We start from the raw sequence: 16,148 nt of genomic DNA on the forward strand, positions 1-16,148 counted from the left end.
CCCGCTCCCCGTCGTACAGCCGGCTACTTCTTGGGCAGCCACGCCTTCCAGGTCGGCTCGTTCGCCTTGACCCACTTCTCGGCCGCGGCCTCGGGCGACAGCTTCTCCCCCGCGATCATCAGCGCGACCTCGTTCTGCTGCTCGGTGGTCCACTTGAAGTTCTTCAGGAACTGAGCGGCCTCCCCGCCGTCCTTCGCGAAGTCCGCGTTGAAGAACTTCTGCAGCGGCGTGTGCGGGTAGGCACAGGCGACCTTCTTCGGGTCGGCGTCACAGCCCTCCTTGTACTCGGGCAGCTTCACCTCCACCATCTCGACCTGCGCGTTCAGCCACTGCGGAGTCCACCAGTAGGTCAGGAAGGGCTTCTTGGCCTCGGCGTTCTTCTTGATCTCGGTGATCTGGGCGGCCTCGGAGCCGGCGTACTTCGTCTTCAGGTTCAGCTTGAGGTTGCTGATGATCGCGTCGTCGTGGGTGACGTAGTCGGGCGAGCCCTCCAGCAGCTGTCCCTTGCCGCCGCTCTCCCCGGTCCGCAGGTCGTCGGCGTACTTGTTGAGGTTCTTCCAGTCGGTGACATCGGGGTTCTTGTCGGCCCAGTACTTCGGCACGAACCAGCCGATGTGCCCGGTGACACCGAGGTCGCCGCCGCCCACGACGGTCTTCTTGTCCTCGACGTAGTTCTTCTCCTGCTTGGGGTGGCCCCAGTCCTCCAGGATCGCGTCGATGTCGCCCTTGGCGAGCGCGTCCCAGGCCAGGACCTCGCCCATCTGCTGGGTCTTGACCTTGTAGCCGAGCTCCTTCTCCAGGAGGTGTTTCGCCACGGCGACGTTGGCCTCGGCGCCGACCCACGAGGGAACGGTCAGCCGGACCGTTCTGTCGCCGCCGACGTCGTCCTTCTTGCCGGTGTCGGCGGCGCCGCACGCGCTCAGCGCGAGGATGCCGAGGGCGGAGAGGGCGGCGGTGAGCTGGTGACTTCGGCGCATCGTGAACAGGTCTCTTCTCATGAGTGGTTGTCCTTACGGGTACGGGCGGCGGGCTGGGTGACGCGGTCCAGTACCAGGCCGAGGCAGACGATCGCCGCGCCCGCGGTCAGGCCGAGGCCCAGTTCGCCCTTGGAGAGGCCCTTGACGACGTCGTAGCCGAGGGCGCCGCCGCCGACCAGGCCGCCGATGATGACCATCGCGAGGACGAGCACGACACCCTGGTTGACGGCGAGCAGCAGCGCGGGGCGGGCCAGCGGCAGCTGCACCTGGAGGAGTTGCTGCCGGGTTCCGGCGCCCATCGAGCGGGCGGCCTCCAGTGCGGCCGGGTCGACCTCCCTGACGCCCTGGGTGGTGATCCGGACGACGGCGGGCAGCGCGTACACGACCGCGGCGATGATCGCCGAGACCCTGGTGACGCCGAACAGCGCGACGACCGGGATGAGATACACGAACTGCGGCATGGTCTGGAGTACGTCCAGGACGGGCCGCAGGCACCGCTCGACCCAGCCGGCACGGGCGGCGAGTACGCCGATCGCGACCCCGGCGAGGAGGGTGAGCGCGACGGCCGCGATCACCTGGGAGAGGGTGTCGAGGGAGACCGTCCACACGCCGAGCACGCCGACCGCGGCCAGGGCGAGGGTGGCGGTGAGCGCGGTACGCCAGGTGCCCACCAGCCAGGCGAGAGCGGCCACCAGCAGCAGGAGTGACCACCAGGGCAGCCACTCCAGGCCGTCGCGCAGCGGGTTGAGCAGCCAGGCGGTGAAGTTCTCCGACCACACCTCGGTGCCGCCGAGCACGGGGACGCCGGAGGCGAGGTTGGCGGTGATCCAGTCCTGGGCGGTGTTGACGGGGGTGGAGATCTCGTACGTCCACTTCTCCGGCCAGGTGCCGGAGCGGACGGCGGCCGCGCAGCCGGTCGCGACGGCGACCAGCCCCCAGCCGCGCCACCCGTGCAGCCATCCGCGCAGCCACGGCAGCCGCCCGGCGCCCTCGTCCGGGACGCCGGCACCGATCCGGTCGCCGGCAGCGGCGGTGGTCCGGTCCAGCCAGACGGCGATCAGCACGATCGGGATGCCCGCGGCGAGCGCGCCGCCGACGTCGACGGTCGACAGCGCCTCGTAGACCTCTTCGCCGAGGCCGCCGGCGCCGACGAGGGCGGCGATGACCACCATCGACAGGGCCATCATGATCGTCTGGTTGAGGCCGAGCAGCATCTCCTTGCGGGCCAGCGGCAGCCGGGCCGTCCACAGCCGCTGCATCCCGCTCGCGCCGAGGGAGGCCGATGCCTCCAGCGCGGCGGGGTCGGCGCCGCGCAGCCCGAGGGCGGTGAGCCGGGCCATGGGCGGGGCGGCGTAGATGACCGTGCAGAAGAGCGCGGCGGGCGTGCCGGTGCCGAAGACCAGCACGAACGGCAGGAGGTACGCGAACGCCGGCAGTACCTGCATGGTGTCGAGGACCGGCCGCAGTGCCCGGTCGACCCGGTCGGACAGCCCGGCGGCGAGGCCGAGCGCGACGCCGAGCAGCGCGGAGACGGCGACGGCGACGACCATCAGGGCGATGGTGACGAGGGTCGGGTCCCACATCCCGAGCAGGCCGCACACGGCGAACGCGCCGAGCGCGGTGCCCGCGACGCGCAGGCCGCCGGCCCGCCAGCCGGCCAGCACGGCGGCGACGGTGACGCCGGCCCAGCCGAGCGCGTCGAGGAGCTGGTACACGGCGTCGACGGCGTCGGTGGCGGTGTTCGACAGGTGCAGCAGGAAGTACAGGAACAGCGGATGCGTCTCGCGGTTGTCGACGACCCACCGGTTGACGTCGTCGAGGGGCCCGGACACGTCCACACTCAGCGCCCCGGGCCAGCTCCCGCCGCCCCACAGACCGGCCCCGAGGGGCACGAGCACAAGAGCGGCGACGGCGAGCACGAGCAACTTCCGCACGAGGGGCCGCCGAAGCCGCGCGGACACCCCGCCGGGCGCGGCCTTGGCCGCGGGAACGGAGGCCGGGACGGCGGCGGTCACGCCGCTACCGCCCTGTCCGTGGGCAGACCCGCCACCACCGCGAGGAGCCCCTCGTGGTCGACCACGCCGACACAGCGGCCGTTGTCGACGACCCGGACCGGGCCGCCCGAGCGGGCCACCGCCTCGATCGCCTCGACGCAGGTCGCGTCCGGGGCGATCGCCGGGCCCGCGTCGGCCTCGCCGTCGGCCGGCCGGCGCATCGCCGTACGGGCGGTGAGCACCTGCTCGCGCGGTACGTCGCGGACGAAGTCCCGTACGTAGTCGTCGGCCGGCGCGCCCACGATCTCCTCGGGCGTGCCGAGCTGCACGATCCGCCCGTCCCGCATCAGTGCGATCCGGTCGCCGAGACGCAGCGCCTCGTTCAGGTCGTGGGTGATGAAGACCATCGTGCGGCCCTCCTCCCGGTGCAGCCGGATCACCTCCTCCTGCATGTCCCGCCGGATCAGCGGATCGAGCGCGCTGAACGGCTCGTCGAAGAGCAGCACCTCGGGGTCGACGGCGAGCGCGCGGGCGAGCCCGACACGCTGCTGCTGGCCGCCCGAGAGCTGTCCGGGGCGGCGGTCCTCCAGCCCCGCGAGCCCCACCTTCGCGACCATCTCCGCGGCCCGTGCCCGGCGTTCCGCCTTGCCGACGCCCTGGATCTGCAGGCCGTACGCGACGTTGTCGACGACCGACCGGTGCGGCAGCAGCCCGAAGTGCTGGAAGACCATCGCGGCACGGTGTCTGCGCAGCTCACGCAGACGCGCCCGGTCCATCGACAGCACGTCCTCGCCGTCGATGGCGATCGAACCGGCGGTGGGTTCGACGAGCCGGGTCAGGGTGCGTACGAGCGTGGACTTGCCGGAGCCGGACAGGCCCATGACGACGAAGACCTCGCCCTTGCGGACGTCGAAAGAGACGTCGCGGACGGCGGCCGTGCACCGGGTACGGCCGCGCAGCTCCTCGGCGGAGAGGTCGGCGAACTCCGGGTTGCCCGGGACGCGGTCCGCCTTGGGCCCGAAGACCTTCCACAGATTGCGGACGGCGAAGACGGGGGCCGTGGCAGCGGGTTCCTGGGTCATCGCGGGTCACCTCCATCGGTCGGGCGGCCTGCGGACAGCAGTTCCGCGCATTTCTCCCCAACCATCAGCACGCCGATCATCGGGTTCACCGCGGGCATCGTCGGGAAGACGGACGCGTCGGCGATACGGATGCCGTCGAGACCCCGGACCCTCAAGTCCGGGGATACTACGGCGAGTTCATCGGTGGAAGAACCCATGCGGCAGGTCCCCGCGGGGTGGTACACGGTGTGCGCGACCTTGCGCGCGTACTCGCTCAGCGCCTCGTCGGAGGTCACCTCGGGGCCGGGACAGACCTCGCGCTTCAGCCAGCCGGCGAGCGGCTGGGTCGCCGCGATCTCGCGGGCGATGCGGATGCCGTCGACGAGCGTGCGGCCGTCGTAGTCGTCCGGGTCGGTGAAGTAGCGGAAGTCCAGCGCCGGCTTGACGGCGGGATCGGCGCTGGTCAGGTACAGCCGGCCGCGGCTGCGCGGCTTGGGGATGTTGGGGGTCATCGACACCCCGTGCGCGGGCCGTTCGTACCCCAGCCGCTCCGGGTTGTCGGTGAAGGGGATCTGGTAGAAGTGGAACATCAGGTCCGGCCCGGCGCTGTGCGGGTCGCGCCGCACGAAGAGTCCGGCGTCGCTGTCCATCGCCGAGTTCTCGGGGATCGGCCCGTCCGTCTCCCAGACGATGACCGACTCGGGGTGGTCGAGCAGGTTCTCGCCCACGCCCGGCAGATCGTGCACGACCGGTATGCCGAGCGCGTCGAGTTCCGCCTTCGGGCCGATGCCGGAGTGCAGCAGCAGCCGCGGGGTGTCCACCGCCCCCGCGCACACCACGACTTCGCGGGCGGCTTCGATCAGCAGCTCCTCGCCGTCCCTGGTCCGCACTCGCACCCCGGTCGCCCGCGCGCCGGCACCGGCACCGTCGAACTCCAGCCGGTACGCCCAGGTCTCCAGCGCGATGTGCAGGTTGGGCCGGTCCAGGAAGGGGTGGAGGTAGGCGACCGAGGCGCTGGAGCGCTTGTTGTCCTCGGGGTGGTACGCGAGGTCGAAGAAGCCGGTCCCCTCGTGGAAGGGCGCACGGTTGAACCCCTCCACGCGCGGCACGCCGAGCGCCGCCTGCGCCGCGTCGACGAAGTCGCGGGCGATGGGGTTCCGGTCCTTCTCGTCGACCGGGACGATGTTGTTGAGCAGCCGGTCGAAGTACGGGTCCATGGCCGCGGCGTCCCAGCCCTCGGCCCCGGCGGCGGCCCATTCGTCCCAGTCGGACGGCAGCGGCCGGAACGCGATCAGCGTGTTGTGCGAGGAGCAGCCGCCGAGCACGCGGGCCCGGCTGTGCCGGATGTGCGAATTGCCGCGTGGCTGCTCGGTGGTGGGGTAGTCGTAGTCCAGGTCGCCGCCCAGCAGCCCCATCCAGCGCCGCAGCGTCAGGACCTCCGGGCGGTCGACGTCGGAGGGCCCGCCCTCGATGACGGCGACCCGGACACCGGGATCCTCGGTGAGCCGGGATGCGATGACGGACCCCGCCGTACCGCCCCCGACGACGACATAGTCGTATTCGGCCATGAAGTGCTGACCCTCCGGTCTCTTGCGTTCCTGCATACGTACGGCTCCCTGCCGGCGTGCGGGTGGTCAGCCCGCGAACCAGCGCACCGGGCGCGGGTCGAGGTTCTGGTAGATGTGCTTGGCCTCGCGGTACTCGGCGAGCCCGCTCGGCCCCAGCTCACGCCCGATGCCGGACTTCCCGAACCCGCCCCATTCGGCCTGCGGCAGGTACGGGTGGAAGTCGTTGATCCACACGGTCCCGTGCCGGAGCCGCCCGGCGACGCGCCGCGCACGGCCGGCGTCGGCGGTCCACACCGCGCCTGCGAGCCCGTACTCGGTGTCGTTGGCGAGGGCGACGGCCTCGTCCTCGGTGTGGAAGGTCTCCACGGTCAGGACCGGCCCGAAGACCTCCTCCCGTACGACCCGCATGTCGCCGTGGCACAGGTCCAGCACGGTGGGCGCGTAGAAGTAGCCGCCCTCGGGGCGCTCCTCGGAGGGTTCGGGGCGCACCCCGCCGGTCCGCAGGACCGCACCGTCGTCCAGCGCGGAGGCGACGTACGCCTCGGTCCTGGCGAGCTGCTGCGCGGAGACGAGGGGGCCGCACTCGACGCCCTTCGCGGTGCCCCGGCCGAGCCGGATCCGGCCGGCCCGGCGGGCCAGCTCCGCGACGAAGCGGTCGCGTACGGACTCCTCGATGATGAGCCGGGAACCGGCGGAGCAGACCTGGCCGCTGTGGATGAACGCGGCGTTCAGCGCCTGGTCGACGGCCGTGTCGAAGCCCTGGTCCGTCGCGCAGGCGTCCGCGAAGACGACGTTGGGGTTCTTGCCGCCGAGCTCCAGGGCGACCTTCTTCACGCCGGCGGCGGCGGCCCGCATCACCTTGGTGCCGCTGGCCAGGCCGCCGGTGAACGAGACCAGGTCGACGTCCGGGTGCTCGGCCATCCGTGCGCCCACCGGATCCCCGGCGCCCGTGACCAGGTTGGCGACGCCGGCCGGCAGTCCGGCCTCAGCGAGCAGTCCGATCAGCGCGATCGTCGTCAGCGGGGTGATCTCACTCGGCTTGAGCACAAAAGTATTGCCCGCGGCCAGCGCCGGGGCAATCTTCCAACTCGCCTGGAGCAGTGGATAGTTCCAGGGGGTGATCAGCGCGCAGACCCCGACGGGCTCGTGCACCACCACGCTGTGGATCTGCTCCGAGCCGGCGTCCACGACCCGTCCGCCGCTCTCGTTCATCACGAGGTCGGCGAAGTAACGGAAGGCATCGGTCACGCAGTCGACGTCGACGCGGCCCTCTTCGAGCGTCTTGCCGGCGTCCCGGCTCTCCAGCAGCCCGAGTTCCTCGCGGTCGCGCTGGAGGAGGTCGGCCACCCGCCGCAGCAGGGCCGCCCGTTCGGCGACCGGTGTACGGGGCCACTCGCCCGCGTCGAAGGCCTCGCGCGCGGCGGAGACCGCGGTGTCCACGTCCTCGGCCGACCCTTCGGCGACGACCGCGAACGGCCTGCCGTCGGCGGGGTCGAGTATCTCCCGGGTGGCACCGGAGGCGGCGGCGCGCCATACGCCGCCCGCATGAATGGTCTGTTGTGCCGACACGTCCCGATTGCCTTCCGTTCCCGTTGCGTTTCCGACCGGTTCTGACCGGAGAACGGGACCCCTCCCCCGAAGTCGGGGATGCATGCGCAATCAGTGGCCGAACGTGTCATGTGTCACTGAGGGGGAAAGCGAAACGTCCCCCGGCAGCCGTGGCCGCGGGGGACGTTCCGGACGTATGACCTCAGATCAGGCCGAGCTCGCGGACCGCGTCGCGCTCCTCCTCGAGCTCCTTGACGGAGGCGTCGATGCGGGCGCGGGAGAAGTCGTTGATCTCCAGGCCCTGCACGATCTCGTACTTCCCGTCCTTCGTGGTGACCGGGAAGGAGGAGATGATGCCCTCGGGCACGCCGTACGAGCCGTCCGACGGGATACCCATCGAGGTCCAGTCGCCCGCGGCGGTGCCGTTGACCCAGGTGTGCACGTGGTCGATCGCGGCGTTGGCGGCCGAGGCGGCCGAGGACGCGCCACGGGCCTCGATGATCGCCGCACCGCGCTTGGCGACGGTCGGGATGAAGGTGTCGGCGAGCCAGGCCTCGTCGTTCACGACCTCGGCGGCGTTCTTGCCGGCGATCTCGGCGTGGAAGACGTCCGGGTACTGGGTGGCCGAGTGGTTGCCCCAGATGGTGAGGCGCTTGATCTCGGAGACCGCCACACCGGTCTTCTGCGCGAGCTGCGAGATCGCGCGGTTGTGGTCCAGGCGGGTCATCGCGGTGAAGCGCCCGGCGGGCACGTCCGGGGCCGCGGCCTGCGCGATGAGCGCGTTGGTGTTGGCCGGGTTGCCGACGACGAGGACCTTGATGTCGTCCGCGGCGTGGTCGTTGATGGCCTTGCCCTGCGGCTTGAAGATGCCGCCGTTGGCGGAGAGGAGGTCGCCGCGCTCCATGCCCTTCGTACGCGGGCGGGCGCCGACCAGGAGGGCCACGTTCGCGCCGTCGAAGGCGACGTTCGGGTCGTCGGTGATGTCGATGCCCTGCAGCAGCGGGAAGGCGCAGTCGTCGAGCTCCATGGCGGTGCCCTCGGCGGCCTTGAGACCCTGCGGGATCTCGAGCAGACGGAGCCGGACCGGCACATCCGCGCCGAGCAGGTGGCCGGAGGCGATGCGGAAGAGCAGCGCGTAGCCGATCTGGCCGGCCGCGCCGGTGACGGTGACATTCACGGGAGTGCGGGTCATGGCGATCTCCGTAAGACAGCTGGCGGTGGGGCTCCCTGCCCCGGGTGCTGGACGCCTCCCACGAATCTTGACGTGAAGAGACCTCCAGCGGTCAGGCTATCGGACCCGGGACGGCGCGCACTCCCGGCCCCGCCCGGGGTGGAACGCGCGCACCCGTGTCCCACCCGGCGTGCCCCGCCGGCCGGCGCGTCCCTCACTCCTGCTCGGTGCACCCCTTCACACCGGTCGTCAGGGTCGCGCACGCCTTGGCGTCGGTGGCCTCGGCGGCCGCCGTCATGGGCGTGTACGCGTCCTTGTCGGCGTTCACCGTGCCGTTCTGCGCGCCCGAGCCGCCGGACGTTATCTGCACCGTGTCGCCGACCGCGGCCTGGGTGATGCGGGCCCATGCCGCGGCGCACGTCTTGCTGTAGCGCACCTCGACCAGAGCGGTGCCGACCGTGGCCCTGGCCGTGGTCGTGGCCAGCGTGCCGCCGCAGCCCATGACCTCCGGGTCCTTGCCGGTGCAGTCGCCGCCCTTGCACTTCACGCCGGCGGGCAGCGCGGGCGTGCTCGTGGTGGGGGTGACCGCCGGCTTCCCGGCCGCCTTGCCGTCGTCGGCGGTGCCGCCGAGGTCGGTGAAGAGCACGGCGGCCGCGATCACCAGCAGCGCGCCGACCAGGCCCGCGAGGAACATGGTCGCCTTGCGCTTCGGCTTGCCGGGCGCCGGCTCCCGGCGGCGTACGGACCGGTCCTGGCCGCCGGGCCCCTGCGGCGCGGCGGCGGAACCGCGCCCGGCAGCACTGCCGCCGGCGCCGGACGGGCCGCCCGTGGGTGCGCCCGCGGGTGCGCCCGAGCCGGTCCGCGGCGGGGTGGCGCGGCCGCCCGTACCCGCCCGGCCGTTCTTGGCGCCCGCAGGCCTGCCGGCCGATCCGAACTCGCCGAGCGCGGCCCGCGCCTGGGAGATCCGGATCGCCTCCATGGTCATGTCGTGCCGCATCTCGGACCGGCTCCAGGCACGCTCCGCGAGCTCCCACATGGTGGTGAGGTGATTCGGATTCGTGCCGGTCACCTCGGCCAGCGCGACGACCGCGCCCTTGGGCGCGAGCAGCCGGCCGCCCAGATACCGCTCCCAGGACGTCTTGCTGTAGCCGGTCCGGTCCGCCACCGCGGCGATACTCAGCCCGCTGCGGTCGACGAGCCTGCGCAGCTGGCTGGCAAACTCCCTGACCTGCGGGTCGAGTTCCTCCGGTAGCTCCCTCCAACGAGGCATGCTTCCCCCCTTGTCCCCCCGTACGTGCCGATATTGCGCCCTGCTGTGCCCCCCGCGCCCTTCTCCTGGCTGACCAGCTGGCTGACCAGAGAGATGCGCCGGGCCAGGATGTCAGTTCCTGGGGCCGGGGCGCACGGGGGCATTCGGGACATCGATGCGCCCCCTCGCGCGCCGGATGTCCCGGAGGTCCTGTCCGGGGGACAGGACCAGCCGCAACCAGTGTCCCACCCCGCGGGCACGCCGCCGCCCGCCCGCTCCAAGCAGGAGTCGGACGGGCGGGACCGCAGGCGGGACAGTGCCGCGGCGGACGGTCAGGCGGAGGCCGTCCTCTTCCGCAGGTTGGTGTCCAGCGCGTCCAGGAACTGCTCCGTGGTCAGCCACGGAGCGTCCTTCGAGATGAGCAGCGCGAGGTCCTTGGTCATCCGGCCGCTCTCGACGGTCTCGACGCAGACCTGTTCCAGCGTCTCGGCGAAGCCGGTGACCTCGGGGGAGCCGTCCAGCCTGCCGCGGTGGGCGAGACCCCGGGTCCAGGCGAAGATCGAGGCGAGCGGGTTGGTGGAGGTCGCCTTGCCCTGCTGGTGCCGGCGGTAGTGGCGGGTGACCGTGCCGTGGGCCGCCTCGGCCTCGACGGTCCTGCCGTCGGGGGACATCAGGACCGAGGTCATCAGGCCGAGCGAGCCGAAGCCCTGCGCGACGATGTCGGACTGGACGTCGCCGTCGTAGTTCTTGCACGCCCAGACGTAGCCGCCCTCCCACTTCAGGGCCGAGGCGACCATGTCGTCGATGAGACGGTGCTCGTAGGTGAGGCCGGCCTTCTCGAAGTCCGCCTTGAACTCGGCGTCGAAGATCTCCTGGAAGAGGTCCTTGAAGCGGCCGTCGTACTTCTTGAGGATCGTGTTCTTCGTGGACATGTACACCGGGAAGTCGCGGGCCAGGCCGTAACGGAACGAGGCGCGCGCGAAGTCGCGGATCGACTCGTCGTGGTTGTACATGGACAGCGCGACGCCGGCCCCCGGGAACTCGTGGACCTCCAGCTCGACCGGCTCGGAGCCGTCCTTCGGGGTGTACGTCATGGTGAGGGTGCCGGGACCCGGGACCCTCAGGTCGGTGGCGCGGTACTGGTCGCCGAAGGCGTGCCGGCCGACGACGATCGGCCTGGTCCAGCCGGGGATGAGGCGCGGCACGTTCTCGATGATGATCGGCTCGCGGAAGATCACGCCGCCGAGGATGTTGCGGATGGTGCCGTTCGGCGAGCGGTACATCGCCTTGAGCTTGAACTCCTCGACGCGCGCCTCGTCCGGTGTGATCGTGGCGCACTTGACGCCGACGCCGTACCGCTGGATGGCGTGGGCGGCGTCGACCGTCACCTGGTCGTTGGTGGCGTCACGGTTCTCCATGCCCAGGTCGAAGTACTTCAGCTCGACATCGAGGTACGGAAGGATCAGCTTGTCCTTGATGAAGGACCAGATGATGCGGGTCATCTCGTCCCCGTCGAGCTCGACGACGGGGTTGGCTACCTTGATCTTGGCCATCAGGTGAACATCCCTCTCGCATCACGACTGCGCCGATTTATCTCGTCATCAAGATACTTGACGTCGTGAGAATCCGACAGCTTCTGCGAGGGTCATGTCGGGGCGGGATCCCACTGAGGAGATCCCGCGAAGGAGATCCCGCGAAGGAGATCCCGCTATCGGATCGTGAAGCGGACGGCTTCCTCGAGGAACGGCAGCTCCAGCCAGGGGTCGGGCTGCGCCACGAGGGCCAGCAGCGTGATGGCGACGCCGAGCAGTCCGTACGTGACCATGTCCGTGAAGCGGGAACGCACGGCGAGCATGCCCACCGAGGGCAGCACGCGGCGCAGTACGGCACCGCCGATCAGCGCGAGGCCGATGACCAGGCAGCCGATGCGGGCATGGCCGAGGGCGGTGACGAGCAGCCCTGCGGCGGTGGCGCCGAGCACGGCGAGCAGCGGCCACTGGCGCGCCGGGGCGGGCGCGTCACCGGGCGCGGCCCGGCCGCCGCCCTCGGGGCGGGCGGTGTCGCGGGTGACGGAGGGAAACCGCCGCGAGACCCGCCCGGCCACCCCGTCGGCCCCCGGAGCACTGACGGCCCCGGGCACGACGGGCCCGGCATCCTCCGCCGCACCGGCCGGCCCGGCGACGTCCTCGCCCGCAGCCCGGGGCTCACGCCCGGGCCCGGTGTCCGGTCCGGGCTCCGGGGCCGGGGCAGGGGTTTCGGGGCGCGTGGCCGCGTCGTCTTCCTGGTGCGCTTCTGCCGCCATGTCTCGCCCTCTCCGCCCGCTGTGGTTCCTGTGGGTCAGCTGCCGGCCCGAGCCGCCCGCTCGGCCGCTTCGACGACGTTGACCAGCAGCTGCGCCCGCGTCATCGGGCCGACCCCGCCCGGGTTCGGCGCGACCCAGCCGGCCACCTCGGTCACCCCGGGGTGCACGTCTCCGACGATCTTGCCGTTCTCGTCCCGGCTGACACCGACGTCGAGGACGGCGGCCCCCGGCTTGACATCCTCCGGCTTGACCAGGTGCGGGACACCGGCCGCGGCGACGATGATGTCGGCGCGCCTGAGCTGCGCGGACAGATCGCGCGTACCCGTGTGGCACTGCGTCACCGTCGCGTTCTCGGACTTGCGGGTCAGCACGAGCGGCATCGGCCGGCCGATGGTGATACCGCGGCCGACGACCACGACATGCGCCCCGTTGATCTCGACCCCGTGGTGCCGGAGCAACTGCACGATGCCGTACGGGGTGCACGGCAGCGGCCCGGTCTCGTTCAGCACCAGCCGGCCGAGGCTCATCGGGTGCAGCCCGTCCGCGTCCTTGGCCGGATCCATCAGCTCCAGGACCCGGTTGGTGTCGATGCCCTTGGGCAGCGGGAGTTGGACGATGTACCCCGTGCACTCCGGGTTCTCGTTCAGCTCGCGTACGACCGCCTCGATCTCCTCCTGGGTGGCGGTGCCGGGCAGTTCGCGCTGGATCGAGGCGAGGCCGACCTCGGCGCAGTCGCGGTGCTTGCCGTTGACGTACCAGCGGCTGCCGGGGTCGTCCCCGACCAGCAGGGTCCCCAGGCCCGGGGTGACCCCCTGCGCCTTCAGGGCCGCCACACGGGCGGTCAGGTCGGACTTGATCGCGGCTGCGGTGGCCTTGCCATCGAGAATCTGGGCGGTCATGCACCCATCCTCGCGGATGCACCCGCCCAGGTTCCAATCCGGCCGCGCGGCCGGACCGCGACCCCACCCGCGCACCCCTCCGTCAGCCCGTCGAAGAGGTTGCACTTGCACAACACCTGGCGATACCGACTGGACAAAAAGAGGACAGTCCTACAACGATGATCCGCGCATGCCGCGGGCAGTGCCGGGGGGCGGACCGCTTAGTTCCATATTTTCCTCCGCGCGGACCGCGCCGTCCCCGCACGTCCAACGGAGGAACCTCCCCATGAGCTTCGGCGACCCGAACAACCCGTACGGGCAGCAGCCCCCGCAGGGTCAGCCCAACCCGTATGGCCAGCCCCAGGGCCAGCCCGGCTACGGATACCCGCAGCAGGCCCCGCAGGGCGTGCCCCAGCAGGGTTACGGCTACCCCCAGCAGCCCGCGCAGCCGGCCCAGCCGTACGGCGCGTACCCGCAGCAGGCCGGCGCCCCGTACGGCGGGATGCCCGAGTTCGCGCACTGGGGCCTGCGGTTCGCCGGCACCCTGATCGACGGCCTCATCTACATGGTTCCGTACGTCCTGGTCCTCATCGGCGGCAGCATCGGCGACTCCGTGGGCATGATCCTGTCGGTCATCGGCGGCCTCGGCCTGATCGGCGTGATGATCTGGCAGCTGATCCAGGAGGGCAAGACCGGTCAGACGATCGGCAAGAAGGCCATGGGCATCCGACTGCTGCGCGAGGCCGACGGCCAGCCGCTCGGCGTCGGCATGGCGTTCGTCCGCCGTCTCGCCCACTTCCTGGACAGCCTCGCCTGCTACCTCGGCTGGCTGTGGCCGCTGTGGGACGCGAAGAAGCAGACGTTCGCGGACAAGGTCTGCTCCTCGGTGGTCGTCAAGTCCCAGTGACCTGACCCCCGTACGCGCGAAGGCCGCGCCCCCTTTCGGGGAGCGCGGCCTTCGCGTTACCACGATCAGTGGAAACCGTGCCTAATGAAAGAAATGCCGCGTACCGGTGAAGTACATCGTCGCGCCCGCCTTCTTCGCGGCCTCCACCACCTGCTCGTCGCGGACCGAACCGCCCGGCTGCACCACGGCCTTGATGCCCGCCTCCAGCAGGATCTCCAGGCCGTCGGGGAACGGGAAGAACGCGTCGGACGCGGCGTACGCCCCCCGCGCCCGCTCCTCGCCCGCGCGCTCGACCGCGAGCTTCGCGGAGTCGACCCGGTTGACCTGTCCCATGCCGACGCCGACGGACGCGCCGTCCTTGGCCAGCAGGATCGCGTTGGACTTCACGGCACGGCAGGCCTTCCACGCGAAGGCCAGCTCGGCGAGCTCCGCCGGGGAGAGCGCCTCACCGGTGGCGAGCGTCCAGTTGGCGGGGTCGTCGCCCTCCGCCTGGAAGGCATCCGACTCCTGGAGCAGCGCGCCCCCGGAGATCGGCTTGAGGTCACCGGACTGCAGCGGGGTGCCGTCGACCTTCAGGACCCGGATGTTCTTCTTCCGGGCCAGGATCTCCACGGCCCCGTCCTCGTACGCCGGGGCGGCGATGACCTCGGTGAAGATCTCCGCGACCTGCTCGGCCATCGCCACGCTCACCGGGCGGTTGACGGCGATGACGCCGCCGAACGCCGACAGCGGGTCGCAGGCGTGCGCCTTGCGGTGCGCCTCGGCGACGTCCGCGGCGACCGCGATGCCGCACGGGTTGGCGTGCTTGATGATCGCGACGCACGGCTCGTCGTGGTCGAAGGCGGCACGGCGCGCGGCCTCGGTGTCCACGTAGTTGTTGAAGGACATCTCCTTGCCGTGCAGCTGCTCGGCGTTGGCCAGCCCGCCCGGCTGCCCGTCGGTGTAGAGCGCGGCGCCCTGGTGGGGGTTCTCGCCGTACCGGAGGGTGGCCTTGCGCTCCCACGCGCCGGCCAGGAACTCGGGGAGGGGCGTGCCCTCCTCCGGGGCGTACGAGCCGGTGAACCAGGAGGCGACGGCGACGTCGTACGCGGCCGTGTGCTGGAAGGCCTCCGCCGCCAGGCGCTTACGGGCCGGCAGGTCGAAGCCGCCGCCCCGGACCGCCGTGAGCACGTCCGCGTACCGCTCGGGGCTGGTGACGACCGCGACGGACGGGTGGTTCTTGGCGGCGGCGCGGACCATCGAGGGGCCGCCGATGTCGATCTGCTCGACGCACTCGTCGGGGGTGGCGCCGGAGGCGACGGTCTCCCGGAAGGGGTAGAGGTTGACGACCACCAGGTCGAAGGGCTCCACGCCCAGCTCCGCCAGCTGCTCGCGGTGCGAGTCGAGCCGCAGGTCGGCGAGGATGCCGGCGTGCACGCGCGGGTGCAGGGTCTTGACCCGGCCGTCCAGGCACTCGGGGAAACCGGTGAGCTCCTCGACCTTGGTGACCGGCACCCCGGCCGCGGCGATCTTCGAGGCCGTGGAGCCGGTCGAGACCAGCGTGACGCCCGCCTCGTGCAGTCCACGGGCCAGGTCTTCCAGCCCCGTCTTGTCGTAGACGCTGACCAGTGCGCGGCGGATGGGCCGCTGGGTACCTTCGGCGGTCACTGGATTGTTACCTTTCGTCCCTCAATGCGGTAGCCGTGCCGGGCCAGACGCCCCACGACATCGACGAGCAGCCTGCGCTCGACTTCCTTGATGCGCTCATGGAGCGCGGTTTCGTCGTCCTCGTCCCGGATCTCGACCACACCCTGGGCGATCACCGGGCCCGTGTCGACGCCGTCGTCGACGAAGTGGACGGTGCAGCCGGTGACCTTCGCGCCGTACGCGAGCGCGTCACGCACGCCGTGGGCGCCCGGGAAGCTCGGCAGCAGGGCGGGGTGGGTGTTCACGAACCGCCCGCCGAAGCGGGCGAGGAACTCCTTGCCCACGATCTTCATAAAGCCGGCCGACACCACCAGGTCCGGTTCGTACGCGGCCGTGGCGGCGGCCAGCGCCGCGTCCCACTCCTCGCGCGAGCCGTACGCCTTCACCGGGCACACGAAGGTCGGCAGCCCGGCGCGTTCCGCCCGCTCCAGCCCGGCGATGCCCGCGCGGTCGGCGCCGACGGCCACGATCTCGGCCCCGTACCCCGCCGGATCGGCGGCGATGGCGTCGAGCAGAGCCTGGAGGTTGGTACCGGACCCGGACACCAGCACCACAAGGCGCTTGGCTCCCGGACGGGAGGGAGGGGAGGCCACAGCGGGGCCCTTTCTCGCGGTGCTGCCGTTTGTACGGTCATACGAAAGCTTCCGGCCCCGGGATACGGGGAACTCTACGAAGCGCTCGACCGTCAGCAACGATACCGGCACACCGAGCGGCCCCCACGGGACGGGGGGAAGGCCGCGGGGTAGCGTCTGGGAAGGATCCGTTCCCCCGTACGGGGAACAGACGACACAAGGGGAAGACGCTCAC

General features: G+C 71.4%; 13 protein-coding genes. 1 reads left to right on the forward strand and 12 read right to left on the reverse strand.

Annotated elements, in window-relative coordinates; all coding sequences use genetic code 11:
- Positions 1-23: 23 nt before the first annotated feature.
- From ACWV17_RS16565 to ACWV17_RS16610, 10 genes are all read right to left on the reverse strand, one after another.
- On the reverse strand, positions 24-998 hold the full coding sequence (locus ACWV17_RS16565) for an ABC transporter substrate-binding protein (RefSeq protein WP_455360323.1): 975 nt from the start codon (positions 996-998) through the stop codon (positions 24-26).
- The gene (locus ACWV17_RS16570; protein WP_455360324.1) at positions 995-2,992 is read right to left on the reverse strand and encodes an ABC transporter permease subunit; all 1,998 of its coding nucleotides are present in this window, start codon (positions 2,990-2,992) and stop codon (positions 995-997) included. Before ACWV17_RS16570 ends, ACWV17_RS16565 begins: the two co-directional genes overlap by 4 nt.
- Complete coding sequence (locus ACWV17_RS16575; RefSeq protein WP_455360325.1) at positions 2,989-4,053, reverse strand: quaternary amine ABC transporter ATP-binding protein; 1,065 nt, start codon at positions 4,051-4,053, stop codon at positions 2,989-2,991. The genes ACWV17_RS16570 and ACWV17_RS16575 overlap by 4 nt, the downstream gene beginning before the upstream one ends.
- Positions 4,050-5,636 carry a GMC family oxidoreductase gene (locus ACWV17_RS16580; protein WP_455360326.1) on the reverse strand — a complete coding sequence of 529 codons (1,587 nt, stop codon included), beginning with the start codon at positions 5,634-5,636 and terminating at the stop codon, positions 4,050-4,052. Before ACWV17_RS16580 ends, ACWV17_RS16575 begins: the two co-directional genes overlap by 4 nt.
- A gap of 30 nt (positions 5,637-5,666) precedes the next feature.
- Positions 5,667-7,169, reverse strand: a complete 1,503-nt coding sequence (locus ACWV17_RS16585) for an aldehyde dehydrogenase family protein (RefSeq protein WP_455360327.1) — start codon at positions 7,167-7,169, stop codon at positions 5,667-5,669.
- Positions 7,170-7,350: 181 nt separating this feature from the next.
- Positions 7,351-8,340: a malate dehydrogenase gene (locus tag ACWV17_RS16590; RefSeq protein WP_455360328.1), complete on the reverse strand. Its 990-nt coding sequence runs from the start codon at positions 8,338-8,340 to the stop codon at positions 7,351-7,353.
- A 193-nt stretch (positions 8,341-8,533) separates the two neighbouring features.
- Positions 8,534-9,589: a helix-turn-helix domain-containing protein gene (locus ACWV17_RS16595; RefSeq protein WP_455360329.1), complete on the reverse strand. Its 1,056-nt coding sequence runs from the start codon at positions 9,587-9,589 to the stop codon at positions 8,534-8,536.
- Positions 9,590-9,900: 311 nt separating this feature from the next.
- The gene (locus ACWV17_RS16600) at positions 9,901-11,121 is read right to left on the reverse strand and encodes an NADP-dependent isocitrate dehydrogenase (RefSeq protein ID WP_455360330.1); all 1,221 of its coding nucleotides are present in this window, start codon (positions 11,119-11,121) and stop codon (positions 9,901-9,903) included.
- A gap of 155 nt (positions 11,122-11,276) precedes the next feature.
- Positions 11,277-11,870, reverse strand: coding sequence for a DUF3017 domain-containing protein (locus ACWV17_RS16605; protein WP_455360331.1), 594 nt, complete (start codon positions 11,868-11,870; stop codon positions 11,277-11,279).
- Positions 11,871-11,905: 35 nt separating this feature from the next.
- Positions 11,906-12,769, reverse strand: coding sequence for a bifunctional methylenetetrahydrofolate dehydrogenase/methenyltetrahydrofolate cyclohydrolase (locus tag ACWV17_RS16610; RefSeq protein ID WP_455352522.1), 864 nt, complete (start codon positions 12,767-12,769; stop codon positions 11,906-11,908).
- Between the two features lie 265 nt (positions 12,770-13,034).
- Here ACWV17_RS16610 and ACWV17_RS16615 point away from each other — a divergent pair, with 265 nt between their 5' ends.
- Complete coding sequence (locus ACWV17_RS16615) at positions 13,035-13,655, forward strand: RDD family protein (protein WP_455360332.1); 621 nt, start codon at positions 13,035-13,037, stop codon at positions 13,653-13,655.
- An 81-nt stretch (positions 13,656-13,736) separates the two neighbouring features.
- Here the strand turns inward: ACWV17_RS16615 and purH are convergent, their stop codons facing one another.
- Both purH and purN read right to left on the reverse strand, forming a co-directional pair.
- On the reverse strand, positions 13,737-15,302 hold the full coding sequence (gene purH / locus ACWV17_RS16620) for a bifunctional phosphoribosylaminoimidazolecarboxamide formyltransferase/IMP cyclohydrolase (protein WP_455360333.1): 1,566 nt from the start codon (positions 15,300-15,302) through the stop codon (positions 13,737-13,739).
- Positions 15,299-15,934: a phosphoribosylglycinamide formyltransferase gene (gene purN, locus ACWV17_RS16625; protein ID WP_455352519.1), complete on the reverse strand. Its 636-nt coding sequence runs from the start codon at positions 15,932-15,934 to the stop codon at positions 15,299-15,301. The genes purH and purN overlap by 4 nt, the downstream gene beginning before the upstream one ends.
- Positions 15,935-16,148: the final 214 nt, after the last annotated feature.

Source organism: Streptomyces mabaensis (assembly GCF_053763515.1).